12 protein-coding genes are annotated in these 13,942 nt (G+C 39.4%); 8 read left to right on the top strand and 4 right to left on the bottom strand.

The window, feature by feature from the left end:
• Positions 1 to 387 precede the first annotated feature (387 nt).
• From AC4IF5_RS05720 to AC4IF5_RS05710, 3 genes are read left to right on the top strand one after another with little or no spacing between them, the layout of a single operon-like run.
• On the top strand, positions 388 to 1,272 hold the full coding sequence (locus AC4IF5_RS05720) for a hypothetical protein (RefSeq protein ID WP_490732516.1): 885 nt from the start codon (positions 388 to 390) through the stop codon (positions 1,270 to 1,272).
• A 1-nt stretch (position 1,273) separates the two neighbouring features.
• Positions 1,274 to 2,116, top strand: coding sequence for a phage tail-like protein (locus tag AC4IF5_RS05715; protein WP_490732514.1), 843 nt, complete (start codon positions 1,274 to 1,276; stop codon positions 2,114 to 2,116).
• A 1-nt stretch (position 2,117) separates the two neighbouring features.
• On the top strand, positions 2,118 to 2,945 hold the full coding sequence (locus AC4IF5_RS05710; RefSeq protein WP_490732512.1) for a hypothetical protein: 828 nt from the start codon (positions 2,118 to 2,120) through the stop codon (positions 2,943 to 2,945).
• Positions 2,946 to 3,056: 111 nt separating this feature from the next.
• On the opposite strand, the gene AC4IF5_RS05705 is transcribed toward AC4IF5_RS05710, so the two are convergent.
• Positions 3,057 to 3,554, bottom strand: a complete 498-nt coding sequence (locus AC4IF5_RS05705; RefSeq protein ID WP_490732510.1) for an SRPBCC family protein — start codon at positions 3,552 to 3,554, stop codon at positions 3,057 to 3,059.
• Between the two features lie 199 nt (positions 3,555 to 3,753).
• Here AC4IF5_RS05705 and AC4IF5_RS05700 point away from each other — a divergent pair, with 199 nt between their 5' ends.
• From AC4IF5_RS05700 to AC4IF5_RS05680, 5 genes are all read left to right on the top strand, one after another.
• Complete coding sequence (locus AC4IF5_RS05700) at positions 3,754 to 5,298, top strand: sensor histidine kinase (protein WP_490732509.1); 1,545 nt, start codon at positions 3,754 to 3,756, stop codon at positions 5,296 to 5,298.
• A 160-nt stretch (positions 5,299 to 5,458) separates the two neighbouring features.
• Positions 5,459 to 6,145: a response regulator transcription factor gene (locus AC4IF5_RS05695; RefSeq protein ID WP_002982671.1), complete on the top strand. Its 687-nt coding sequence runs from the start codon at positions 5,459 to 5,461 to the stop codon at positions 6,143 to 6,145.
• A 72-nt stretch (positions 6,146 to 6,217) separates the two neighbouring features.
• Positions 6,218 to 6,877, top strand: a complete 660-nt coding sequence (locus AC4IF5_RS05690; protein WP_490732503.1) for a hypothetical protein — start codon at positions 6,218 to 6,220, stop codon at positions 6,875 to 6,877.
• A 19-nt stretch (positions 6,878 to 6,896) separates the two neighbouring features.
• Positions 6,897 to 7,253, top strand: a complete 357-nt coding sequence (locus AC4IF5_RS05685) for a hypothetical protein (RefSeq protein WP_490732501.1) — start codon at positions 6,897 to 6,899, stop codon at positions 7,251 to 7,253.
• A gap of 65 nt (positions 7,254 to 7,318) precedes the next feature.
• Positions 7,319 to 10,015 carry a TonB-dependent receptor domain-containing protein gene (locus AC4IF5_RS05680; protein WP_490732499.1) on the top strand — a complete coding sequence of 899 codons (2,697 nt, stop codon included), beginning with the start codon at positions 7,319 to 7,321 and terminating at the stop codon, positions 10,013 to 10,015.
• 237 nt (positions 10,016 to 10,252) lie between these two features.
• On the opposite strand, the gene AC4IF5_RS05675 is transcribed toward AC4IF5_RS05680, so the two are convergent.
• Genes AC4IF5_RS05675 through AC4IF5_RS05665 form a run of 3 tightly spaced genes read right to left on the bottom strand, consistent with a single transcriptional unit; the run spans position 10,253 to position 13,933 of the window.
• Positions 10,253 to 10,750, bottom strand: coding sequence for a cupin domain-containing protein (locus tag AC4IF5_RS05675; protein WP_490732498.1), 498 nt, complete (start codon positions 10,748 to 10,750; stop codon positions 10,253 to 10,255).
• Positions 10,751 to 10,768: 18 nt separating this feature from the next.
• Positions 10,769 to 13,051, bottom strand: a complete 2,283-nt coding sequence (locus AC4IF5_RS05670) for a GH92 family glycosyl hydrolase (RefSeq protein ID WP_490732496.1) — start codon at positions 13,049 to 13,051, stop codon at positions 10,769 to 10,771.
• A 21-nt stretch (positions 13,052 to 13,072) separates the two neighbouring features.
• Complete coding sequence (locus AC4IF5_RS05665) at positions 13,073 to 13,933, bottom strand: ROK family protein (RefSeq protein WP_490732494.1); 861 nt, start codon at positions 13,931 to 13,933, stop codon at positions 13,073 to 13,075.
• Positions 13,934 to 13,942: the final 9 nt, after the last annotated feature.

Below are 13,942 nucleotides of genomic sequence, written 5' to 3'. Positions count from 1 at the left end.
ATAATTAATTTTTTAAACCATTTCATTATCAAATCGTTATCAATTTATTATTCTAAAACCAAGTATAATTCATATAATATTTCACATTTTGATTGGTACATACCACATTAGATTTGTATTTTAGTAACATACAGACCACATTCTTTTGACCCTTTATCCGGGTCAATTTCCCTCAGAATATTTTGGTCAATTTCTTCAGATTTATAATGGAATATAAGTCTGGATAAAACGACAGAACAAATGATCAACCCATTTCATGATATGAACCGGGAAGGATAAAGATTTGATAAAAACTTAACACAAGCCAAAAAAACTGAAAAACTATGTATTTCGAGAAAAATTATTCTTCTGGATAAACAGATTAAAAATTTAAATAGAAATCAGACCATGAAAAAAATTAACACTTCTTTGATGTTGCTCATTGTTAGTCTGGCTTTTTCGCAAGTAGGGATTTCAAAAAACCAGACAGTTGAAATTCACAGCAAAGCCATTTTACAGGTAGATGGAAAACATGAAGGGAAGAATTTCGGCATGATGCTTCCTGAAGTCTCTTCACCGGATCATCTTCCGTTGTATAATTCTCCTGCTGACCCTGACATGACAGGAATGATGATGTTTGAAAAAACACATGCTACCTTTTACTCTTATGACGGAGTAAGATGGAATAATGAACCTACAGCTACCGATTTTAAGATGAAGCAATCCCGGTTTTTATCTACCGAAAATGAGGAAACAAGCGTAGTCTGCGTTCTTCTTGGATGCGGAAGACATGTGGGAATTGGATTCAGCGCACCTGTTGACGGCCAGCAATCCTATAACAATCTTAACATCACAAGAGAAGCCGCAGTAGTTCCGGGAGGAGGACTTTATGGGGATAAAAGCTTTGATAATGCCAAATTCGTTATCAATGAACCGGGTGTTTATGATATCTACCTGAATATTCCCTCAAAAACAGGAGGAGCCGTTTCATTGACCAGCGGACCGCAGTATCAGCTGAGAGCGTACCTGAAACAGACTAGCGGAAGCTACAATGAAGTTAAACTTACCACATTCTTCCCTGATTACTATGGGATTTTAGGAATTGGGGGTGATACCAATACCGCCGCATTTACCAGTACCAGGATTCGTCTGAATCAGGGAGATTATATTGTATCCAGAATACACTCTCCTCTTGCAACAGTGTCTGTGATCGTTACCCTGACAGCAGCGGCAAACGCCAACATCGCCAAATACTATCCAAGAGAAATAATGTTTACCAAAGTAAGTGATTAAGATGATTAGAAAAACGATTACACTCAAGCTCCTCTTTATTTTAGCAGCCACAGGAAACCCGGGATATGCTCAGGTAAAAATCGGTAACAACCCTGAAACAGTACATCCAAGAGCTGTTTTACAGGTAGAGAGCAGCACAAAAGGAATCATGCTGCCCGTAGTGGAAAATCATACAGAGCTCCCTAATTATAATGCCGCCCATCCGGATCTGTATGAAAATAAACCGGAAGACAACGGACTCGTATTTTACAACAAAGAAATAAGGGATGTGGTAAAATATGACGGATACAGATGGATTGCAGCTACAGAAAGGAGCATTAAAAACTATAAGAATCTGAGTATTCTGGGATCTGACGCTCCCAATCAGTCAGTTGCCAATGTATTAGGAATCACGGCACGCCCAACCCTTCAGTTTAATATTTTAAATGATATTGACCGTAACAATGTAAATAATTTAGGATTGACTGTAAACGCCAACGGAGAGATCACCATCCCGGCAGACGGATTTTACAGAATCAACCCTTCTGTAAAAACAAGCAGTGCAGGAGGTCTTTCTGTGGGAAATGCCGCTACCATCATTTCTCTGCAAGCCCTCTATGCCAATGCTGCCGGAGACGGATGGCAGAAAATTCATGAAAACAGTTTCCTGCTGTCCGGATTGCTTGTAACCGCAGGCAGTGCCAATTCCGTAAACAGCTTCTCCACCACGAAATATCTGCATGCCGGCGACCAGATCCGTTTAAGAGGCGGAATCCAGGCCGACACCGGATTGAACGTAGGAACAGGAGTGAATTTTAAAATGAATGATAAGGATACCTTTTTATATATTGAAAAACTGAACTGATATGAGACAGAAAATATATATCACAGCATTTCTGCTTGCAGCTAAGATGGCATTTTCTCAAGTCATTATAGGTAGTGATGCCAATCCAAGCCCCAACTCTATGCTCAGTGTTGTCAATAAGGAAGACCATGCTGCCGGATCCAGGGGAATGATGATTCCAACCGTGAACAACGAGACCGAATTGCCGTTGTATCATATCAGTCAGCCAGACCGCTTTGGCAATGATCCCGACATGCAGGGAATGATCCTATACAGAAAAGACATAAAAAGAGTGGTGGTTTATGATGGTGAAAAATGGAAGCCAACTTTTTATGAAAATGGAGGAAGGACAACACGGGTTAGTATGAATCCCACGACCCCTGAAGCAGAGTTTCCTTCTGTAGCCTGTGTACTTATCGGCTGCGGAGAAAAAGATGTTCCTTTCGGGCTCTATAACAGCACACAGGATGAAGACAAGCTGGGTATTATTGATCCCCAGGGAGCTATCAATAATGATTTCAGCAATTTCACATTCAAGGAATCCGGGTTTTACAGGGTCCTGATCAGCTTAAAAGTAAAAACTTCAGGAATACATGTAAGCCCGCCAACGATTTCTTTCCGGGCATTGAAAAACGGTAATGTGCTTGCAAGAAACGATGTTTCTTTAAATGAAGCAATCTTAGTTACGGCAGGAGCCAACAGAGTCGGAACGATGGAATTCCTATCCATGTTTGATAAAGGAGACAAACTTAAAGTGCAGGTTTCAGGTGGCGTTTCCATCCTGACTGTAGCGGATGTTTACAAAATAGTCCCTACAGACGGAACCTTCATCAGTATAGAAAAGCTGTAATAGAGTTTTGAAACTGTAAGAAACAATAAAATAGAGTGCTCCGGTGGAGCACTCTATTTTTTATAATGCAAAATGAATCCGCCGTTGTTTCTTTCCTCATTTTTCAAATTATCACATTTTCAAATTTGCCAAGATTTCCTCCAGCTGGTTCAGCCCCATTGTAAAACCTTCTTCAAATCCCATATCAAACATCTTTTTCATTGCTTCTGAAGACTGGTAATGAATATTGACGGTTACCTTCGCTCCCTCTTCCACTCCCGTAAAGCCGATCAGCCATTTTGACTGTGGAAAATCTTCATTTACATTTCCATTCTCATCACAGAAGGCGCTCATCCAGTCAAAACTTCTATGCTCGATGATCTCTCCATATCTGGATTGGGAATACGTTTTTTCGCCATTGGGTCCTACCATTGCATATAGCCAGACTCCTCCTTCTTTAAAATCCTGACTGACCGTTTCGCATTTCCAGGGTTTCGGCCCCCACCACTGATCCAGTAGTTCGGATTGGGTAAAACAGCTCCATACTTTTGAAACATCAGCATCATAAATTTTCATGATGTAAGCAGTGTTTGAATCAAAATCTTTGTTAAAAATGATGTTAGAGTCCATAATAATTATTTTTAATAAAGTTAGCCTTTTATTTTCTGGCAGGACTTTTCATAGGACAAGTAAAAGATAATTCATAAATAATTGTTAAAAAACACTCTTTTAAGAAAAAAAAAACAATTTTTTGGCTCGTTTTTTGTTTAGCTAGTCTTAAAACAATTAATTTTAACATTCATTTTTCCAAAACATATATAATTAAATAATGAATAACAAATTCATCCCAATAATTTCGGTGTTTATGACAATCTCACTGATTGTCTTCGTGACGCTCCAATTTTATTGGTTGAAAGGATATTACGGCGTATTGGAACAGGATTTTTCGAACAAGGTTTATGCTGTTTTGGAAAGTACTGCAAAAACTATTGAAGAAATTGAGGCCGATAAGTATTTGAATCAGGATTATAAAGATTTCAGAAAGAATATTATTGCCAACAGCAAACAGCCCTCTCTGACCACCATCCAGCAGGTGGAAGATTCCGGAACACAAAGACAGATTATTTATTCTAAAAATATCATCGAAAAAACACAGCTTCCGATTTCTAAAAAAGGAGATTCTATAAAACTTACCACCCTATATACTGACGAAGCGGCCTACAAAATAAAGAGGGATACCACCAACCGTGAACTTCTTACCACAGATATCAATCAGGATATTGAAACAGGCGACTACTCTATGAAAGAGTTTGTAAAAGTATATGGAAACAATCTTCCTATTACCAAAAGAGTAGATCCTAAAGCGCTTGACTCCGTTATCACTAAAGAGCTCAAAATGCGAGGGATATCGGCAAAATTCGGGTACGGAGTTATTGACAAGGACAATAAGCTTACCAGCGTTGCGAATAAAGCCTATAAAGAGAAAAAAGACAGCAATACCTATAGCTATCCGCTGTTTACAGATAAAAAAAATACATTATACAGCCTCGCTTTGGTTTTCCCCAAAAAGGAATATTCTCTGGCGATGAACAACTGGCCGATGCTTTTGGGAACGTTTCTTTCCCTTCTTACCATTCTTGGAATCTATATCATATCCATCAATTATATGATGAGACAAAAGAAACTGGCAGAAGTGAAAACAGACTTCATCAACAACATGTCCCATGAATTCAAAACCCCGTTAGCAACCATTTCAGTAGCAACGGATTCTTTGGCGAATGACAAGATCGCAACAAATCCTGATAAGGTAAAATATTATTCAGAACTGATCAAACAGGAAAATTTAAGGATGAAAAAGCAGGTGGAAAATGTCCTTAATATGTCTAAACTTGAGCGGAATGAAGTTGAGCTATTCTTAAAGGAAACCAATGTAAGAGAGCTCATCAAAAAAACGACAGAATCTTTCAATCTGATCGTGCAACAAAGAAACGGAAGCCTTACACAGAAGTTCAATGCAACCCATTATAATTTTAAAATAGACGAGTTCCACATCTCGAATATGCTGGTGAATTTACTGGACAATGCCAATAAATATTCTCCGGAAGCACCGGAAATCCATGTGGAAACCAGAAATGAGGGCCATTGGTATGTGATTGAAATTTCCGATAAAGGAATGGGAATGGAAACCCACAATAAAACCAAAATTTTTGAAAAATTCTTCAGGGAGGAAACCGGAAATATTCACAATGTAAAAGGACAGGGATTAGGTCTTTCCTACGTTAAGAAAATTGTAGAGCTGCACAAAGGACAGATCATCGTAGACTCTCATAAAGGAAAAGGAAGTACGTTTACGATAAAGCTGCCGATGGGATAAAGGGATGAATGATAAATGATCATTGATTAATGGAAAAAAGAGTGAGTTCACACCCATTATCAGATCATCAAGCAATGATAAATATAAAACCAAATAACAAAATATAGAAGATAGAGTGAGTAAGTTCATTCTTAATTGTTAATTATTAATTACTAAAGTTATGAGCAACAGAATATTATTAGTAGAGGACGATCAGAGTTTCGGGGCGGTGCTTAAAGATTATTTGACGATCAATAATTTTGAAGTGACTCTTGCGACTGACGGGGAGCAGGGACTTAAAGAATTCACAGAAAATGAATTCGACATCTGCATATTTGATGTAATGATGCCTAAAAAGGACGGGTTTTCACTGGCTGAAGATGTGAAGAAGATTGATAAAAATACACCGATCATTTTCCTTACAGCCAGAAACATGAGAGAAGATATTTTGAAAGGGTATCAGCTGGGAGCGGATGATTATATCACAAAACCTTTTGATACTGAACTTCTTTTATACAAGATAAAGGCTATTCTTCAAAGAAGCTCTACACTGGAAAATGAAGAGCAGGAACAGTTCAAGATCAGCAATATCTTTTTCGATTCTATGCTGAGACAGCTGAAAGTAGGTGATAAGGAATACAAGCTTTCCCCTAAGGAAAATGAATTATTGAAACTTCTCTGCATCCACAGAAACGACTTTATGCCAAGAGACCTTGCTTTGAGAAAGATCTGGAAAAAGGAAAATTACTTTACAGCAAGAAGTATGGACGTTTATATCGCCAAGCTTCGTAAATTATTAAAAGACGACGAAGGATTGGAAATCATCAACGTTCACGGAGAAGGATTCAGACTTTTGGTGAAAAATTAAGGCAAAAATCTTATTATAAATATAAAATTAGCAAAACAATTGAAAATGTTTTGCTAATTTTGTTTCATACCCATGGATATGAAGAATACATTTATAGGTTTGATCACCATATCAATATTAGCTGCATCCTGTAAAAAGGATGAAAGAGCCACTTATTTAAAAGAAGAAGCAGGTTCCGCGCAACCCAATGTAGCATTGACCAGTGCCACTTCCAAAACCTCACTGATGAACCAGGCAGGAATACAATCCAGCGCTAGTCCCGCTCCTATGGCTACAGCTCCCGGCATGAATCCTCCACACGGACAGCCGGGCCATCGATGTGATATTCCGGTAGGGCAGCCTTTAAACAGTAAGCCAACTGCCGACGCCACTCCTGTATCACAAAACATAAGTGTAGACGGGAATAATGCTATTCAAATTGATCCTAACGCAGTATCTCCAGGAAAAATTGTCCTTGACAATAACGGAAAACAGGGAAAAACCGCTCCCGGTATGAATCCTCCTCACGGACAGCCGGGACACCGATGTGATATTCCGGTAGGACAGCCTTTAAGCAGCAAACCGGCTCCGGCTCCACAACCTGTTCAAAATACAGTACAAGCCACCCCCGCTCCGGTTGCCACAGCTCCTGCGGAACAAAACCTGGCTATGGGTGATAAACCCAAAGTAAACCCGGCACACGGTGAGCCCTGGCATAACTGCTCAGTAAAAGTTGGTGATCCTTTGCCATAAATTTCTTATTTTTGCAGATATGAAGCTGTTTCACCTACTTGCCATAGTATTCTGTTTAGGAATTTTTCTGATTCCTAAGGATAATTTCTATGCGCAAGCGCAGGATACATGCTGTAAGGCAGAGTCTAAGAAAAGCGACTGCTGCAAAAACCATTCTTCAGAAAAAGAAAGCAAAGACGGTACACAGTCGTCCTGCAATGATGACTGCTGCTCATCATGTATTACCTGCTATACTTTTATTGAAACTCCTTTTTCAAAAAATCTACGTTTGGAACTATCTTATTACAAAGCGAATAAGAATCCTCAGTTTCAATATTCAGCTCCTTATCTTTCAGACCGTTTAAAGGAAATCTGGCAGCCACCTAAGATAGGTTAATTAAAATAGGGTACGTTCTTCAGGTATTTGATGAACGGTTTTTAATTAATCTAAACTTTAAAAAAATGAAATTATATATTTCCAGGTTGATACTTGGTACACTATTTTTATTGACACAGTTCATATCTGCTCAGACACTTTCAAGAAATCAGTTCAAGGTAAAAGGGAACTGCGAAATGTGCAAAACAAGAATTGAAAATGCGGCTAAAAAAGCAGGGGCAAAAACAGCCGTCTATTCTATAGACCTCCAAATTTTAACGATAGAAACAGACAGTGTTTCTCCGGATGAGATTTTAAAAAAAGTGGCTGAAGAAGGTCATGATAACGAAAAATTCAAAGCTTCCAATAAGACCTATGAAGGACTTCCCGGCTGCTGTCACTACGACAGAGATCTACAGCCTGCTTCGGCAGAGGCACATCATGAGCATCATACCTATGCTAAAAAGGAAAACGAATTCTATGTAAGAGGAAACTGTGCTTCGTGTAAGGCCAGAATTGAAAAAGCCGCAAAAGGAGCCGGTGCAGATGCTGCGGAATGGAATGCAGAAAAGCAAACCGTTATGCTGGACTTTAACTCGTCAAAAACCTCATCAGATAAAATTTTAAAGACTATTGCTGACGCAGGCCATGACAATGAAAAGTACAAGGCTTCCGATGCTGTTTACAATGGTCTTCCAGGATGTTGTCTGTATGACAGGGATTTTACTTTTGGAGAAGCCAACCCAAAAGTTCATTATGAAGAAGAGGCGACAAAGCACGAAGATCACAAAGAGCATCAGGTACAGCCGGCTGATGGCTCTCACGGCAAACATGAAAAAGGCATTGACGGTGTAGTCGTTACAGGATCAAAGGCTGCCACAGCTTTAAGTAAGAAAGAGACAGGACTTGTTTTTAATATTGACAAGAAAGAGCTATTGAAAGCGGCATGCTGTAACCTGTCTGAGAGCTTTGAAACCAATGCTACAGTAGATGTTTCTTTCAGCAATGCCGTTACAGGAACAAAACAGCTTAAAATGCTTGGCTTGGATCAAAAATACACCAGCTTAACGAAGGAACTCCTGCCTGAAATCAGAGGACTGGCTTCTGCCTATGGATTAAACTTTATCCCGGGAAGATGGATTGAAAGCATCCAGCTGACCAAAGGCGGAAGTACCGTAACGAACGGATATGAAAGTATTACAGGGCAGATCAATACTGAGCTTTTAAAAAATGCAAAGACGCCTGAAACCTCGCTGAATATTTTTTCTGATTTTAACGGAAGGGCTGAAATTAATATCACAAATGTAGCTCCTATTAATGACAAATGGTCTCAGACTTTTCTTCTTCACGGAAACGGAACTTTTGGGAATACGGATATGAATCATGACGGCTTTCTGGACAGACCGAAAGGAACTCAGATCAATGCAGCTTATTTGCTTAATTATAACGATCTCGAGAAGTCAGGATTCGGGTCTCACTTCGGAATTAATTTTATCAGAGATGAGAGAACTGCAGGACAGATTGGTTTTGATAAAAAGCTGGCTCAGGATAAGCAACCTTTTTATGGTGTAGGAATCGATATTTCAAGGTTTCAGGTCTGGAATAAGACAGGTTATGTTTTCAAAGGAAAGCCTTATCAGAGTATTGGCTGGATGAACCAGTATGTATACCATCAGCAGGACAGCTTCTTCGGCTTGAGAAATTATGCAGGACAGCAGCACACCTATTATTCCAATTTAATCTTCGAAAGCATTATAGGAAATACCAACCATAAATATAAAGCAGGGGCAAGCTTTTTATATGACGGTTATCAAGAAACATATTTAACGGATGATCTGAGAAGAAATGAAATCGTTCCTGGTATTTTTGCAGAATATACTTTAACGGGGTTAAAATATACTTTAGTAGCAGGAACCAGACTAGATTTTCATAATCTGGCCGGGACACAGTTTACGCCGAGAGTGAATTTTAAATATGACTTCACCCCTCAGACCATTGTAAGACTTTCTGCGGGAAGAGGATTCAGGACAGCGAATATTTTTGCGGAAAGCCAGCAGTATTTTGCATCAAACAGAGCCATTGCTATTGTACCGAACGGAGGAAATATTTATGGTTTAAAGCCCGAAATTGCCTGGAACTACGGAGCCAGTTTACAGCAGGAATTCAAGCTTTTCGGAAGAAAATCAAGCATCATTGCCGACTTCTTCAGAACAGATTTCCAGGATCAGGTTTTAGTAGATTTAGACAGATCTCCACAGCAGCTGACATTCTATAACCTGGATGGAAAATCATTTGCCAACTCTTTCCAGACACAATGGGATTTTATGCCTGCCAAAAACCTTGAGGTAAGACTGGCTTATAAGTATTACGATGTACAGGCAGATTATATCGGAGGAAGGCGAGAAGTTCCCTTTATGGCCAAGCACAGAGGATTTGTCAACCTAGCCTATTCAACCCATAAAAATGAGAAGGGAGGATTCTGGAGCTTTGATACTACGTTAAATTGGGTAGGCAAGCAAAGGCTGCCGGATACTTCAGATAATCCTGCAGAGTTTCAGCTGCCGTCATATTCTGAATCTTACGCAGTTCTGAATGCGCAGATCTCAAGACACTTCAACAAAAAGATCAGAGCCTATTTAGGCGGAGAAAATCTGACTTCTTACTACCAAAAGAATGCGATCGTGGATTTTAAGAACCCTTTTGGAAATTATTTTGACGGCGGAATGGTATACGCTCCGATTATGAAAGCGAATTTCTATGTGGGATTGGATGTGACATTTTAAAGTAGGGAGCTGGAAGATGGAAACTGGAAATATTTTTTATCGGTTAGCTTCCTGATTTGGGCTTAATAAAAGTAATAAATAAAACCCTATAGTTTTATTTTTGTCTGCTAAATTTTAGTTGAAGCATAAATTTAATAGTTGAAATAATCCTTTTGAAAATCTCCAATAACTTTCTTCTCCCCGCTTCAGACTTCCTTCAAAATAAAAACAGCATCCATTCGATGCTGTTTTTTTATTTTATCTTCCAAAGTCATCCTGGACTCTTACGATATCATCTTCATCTGAAGGATTGGATGCGTCGGTATGCTGCCAGATTTCGGCTACGATACCCCAGTCTTTCAGGCCGATCAGCCTGTGTCTTTCTCCTTGCTGAAGCTTTACCTGATCTTTGGGACCGTATTCTCCAACGTCTCCTTCCTCATCCGTATTGCTTCTCTTAATTCCTACGATTCCTTCCACGATCTGCCAGATCTCAGCTCTTCTATGGTGATACTGCCAGCTTAATCTCGCTTCAGGGGCAACGATAAGGATCTTCGGGCTTAGCTTCCCTCCTATTCTCAGATTCTCTACATCAATCCCATCAAAATACTGGTTGGCAAAATCCTGTGCCTGATTCTCATCAATGACAAAAAATCCTCCCCAGGGTCTTGTCTCATCTTTTGCTGCAATAGTAAAACCTTGTGTCTGCAACATATTTTCCACTCTATCGAATATTTCTTTTTTTTCTGTACTCATACAGCTTGTATTTATAAATTATTTACTTGATCCTTCTTTTGACATTGAATACGGGAAATCTTTTTCCAGTGATCCTCTTTCTTTATTGGGCTTACTATCCATTTTAAAGTCCAGGACAGCTCCTTTTATAAGCTCTTTGTGACTCAGCCAGTTCTTTGAATAAGGTTGCTGGTTTACATTCAATGATCTTACATATAAATTATCTGCACTGTTTTCCGGTGCTTTTATTTCAATTTTCTTACCATTTTCAAGATGGATAGTTGCTTCTCTGAATAATGGCGCCCCCAATACGTATTGGTCTGTTGCAGGTGTCACCGGATAAAATCCAAGGGCTGAGAAAATATACCAGGCAGAAGTCTGCCCGTTGTCTTCATCTCCACAATAGCCGTCAGGTGTAGCATGATATAGCTTATCCATCACCTGTCTTGCCCAATACTGTGTTTTGTAAGGTGCTCCGGCATAATTGTACAGATAGATCATATGCTGAATAGGCTGGTTTCCATGGGCATACTGTCCCATATTCATGATCTGCATCTCTCTGATCTCATGGATCACTCCTCCGTAATAGCTGTCATCAAACACCGGCGGCAATGAGAACACCTCATCCAGCTTTGCTTCAAACTTCTTTTTTCCACCCATAAGTTCTGCCAGGCCGTCAATATCCTGGAAAACAGACCAGGTATAATGCCAGCTGTTTCCTTCGGTAAAAGCATCCCCCCATTTGAAAGGATTAAAAGGTTTCTGAAAGTTGCCATCTTTATTTTTACCACGCATCAATCCGAATTCCTTATCAAACAGATTTTTATAATTATAGGCTCTCTTTTTATAAATATCAATTTCAGAAGCCGGTTTTCCCAATGCCTTCCCCAGCTGATAGATCGAAAAGTCATCGTAAGCATATTCCAATGTTCTGGCGGCATTTTCATTGATTTTCACATCGTAAGGAACGTATCCTAAAGTATTATAGTATTCGACTCCCCTACGGCCAACAGCATCCATAGGACCTTCATGATTTGCGCCATGCTTTACTGCTTTCCACAGTGTTTCTATATCATATCCACGAAGTCCTTTGATATAAGCGTCAGCCACTACAGATGCGGAATTGTTACCAATCATGATATTAGAATACCCCGGGCTGCTCCATTCCGGCAGGAACCCTCCTTCTTTGTATGCATTCGCCAATCCTTCCTGCATTTCTACATTGATACCTGGATAAACCAGGTTGAGAAAAGGGTATAATGCACGGAAAGTATCCCAGAAGCCTGTTCCTGCAAACATTCTTCCGCCTTCAATTTTACCGTTGTAAGGGCTCCAGTGCTTTATTTTGTTCTGAGCATCGATTTCATATAATTTCTGCGGAAAGAACAACGTTCTGTACAGAGAGGAATAAAAGGTTCTCATCTGCTGATCTGTTCCTCCTTTTACTTCTATTTTTCCTAATGTTTTGTTCCAGATATTTTTAGCATCTGCTTTTACCTGTTCAAAGTTTCTGTTTCCGATCTCTCTTTTCAGATTCACTTCAGCCTGTTCAAAGCTTATGAATGAAGAAGCTACCTTAGCATAAACCGTTTCTTTATTTTTCAGCTTAAAACCTACTATAGCACCTGTATGATCGCTGGTGATTTCCAGCTGATCACTGACGAATTTATCATCTTTCCAGGTCTTTGTCAGTTCAAAATCTTTATCAAACTGAATGACAAAATAGTTTTTAAAGTTTTCGTATTTCCCTGTAGAATATCGTGTCGTATAGCCCAGAATTTTTCTTTCCTTAGGTAAGATCTTAATGTATGAACCTTTATTCAATGCATCAATGACTACATAGGCGCTGTCTGTTTCAGGAAAATCGAATTTGAAAAAAGAAGCTCTTTCTGTAGGGGTAAATTCAGTAGTTACATTGATGTCAGCAAGGTATACACTATAGAAATAAGGGGTTGCCACCTCAGCTTTATGACTGAACCAACTCGCCCTGTCATCTTCTTTGAATTTTAACTTACCGACTCCAGGCATGATGGAAAATGCTCCGTAATCGTTCATCCAGGGAGAGGGCTGATGGGTCTGCTTAAATCCTTTGATCTTATCTGCATCGTAGGTATATGCCCATCCGTCACCCATTTTACCGGTTTGCGGAGTCCAGATATTCATTCCCCACGGAAGTCCGACTGCCGGATAGGTATTTCCGTTGGATAATGAAGGTTTGGACTGAGTTCCCATCAACGGATTCACATAATCCACAGGAGACAAACTCTGACCGAAGGCCCATGCCTGTAATAAAAGTAAGCAGGTAGAAAATATAAACTTCATTGTATCGTTTCTTTTGTTAATTTATATAAGCTTTTTTAATGCATAGCTGGCTGCTCCCAGAATGGCAGCATCTTCAAAGATGGCAGAAATTTTGACCTGCAAGTTAATATTATTCTTTGTTACATTCTGAATAAATCTTTTCTCAAAATGAGGATAGGCTTTTGCTATATTTCCTCCTATAACTAAAACTTCCGGTTTATAATGATCCACATGCTTCACAATAAATTCAGAAAAGGAGTCAGCATATTCATCGAATATCTGCTTCTGTAGCTCTAAAGGCTTATCCAGCAAATCTTTGGTTCCTGAGATCTGCTCTCCTGTGAGCTCTTCATAACGTTTCACAAACCAGCGTGTTGCCAGGTAATCTTCAAAGATAGAATCTTTAAAAGGGGAATCCCACAGATCCTCATCAGTAGCAAACTCTCCATTATAAAAAGTTGTTCCCAGCCCTGTACCAAGAGTCACTCCAAAAATCCTTCTGAATCCCTGTGCACAGCCTCCGAATACTTCCCCTTCCATAAACGCTGCCGCATCATTCACAAAATGAATCTGATTATGGGAAACAGAAAGCCTTCTGGCCAGCTCTTCTCTAATGTTTACCTGATAGATATCAATGAACTTCCCTTGCTGCATCAGTGATATTCCGTTTTCATAATCAAAAGGTCCCGGCATCGCAACACCTATTAAAAGTTGATCTTTAATAAGATCATGAGCCGCTTTTTCAATGGCGGAAACCCATGCAGAGAAAATAGTTTCCTTATCATCAAAGGAATTGACATGCTCCCTTACATATGTAGAAGAAATGATCTCCCGTTTTTCAGGATCTACCTGAGCCAACGTGATATGTGAACCTCCAATATCGATTCCTAATATATTCTGCATTATTTTTTA

It is taken from the genome of Chryseobacterium sp. UF-290, from assembly GCF_058245615.1.
The sequence above is the reverse complement of the archived record's forward strand: the minus strand, read 5'-3'. Positions and strand labels throughout refer to the sequence as shown.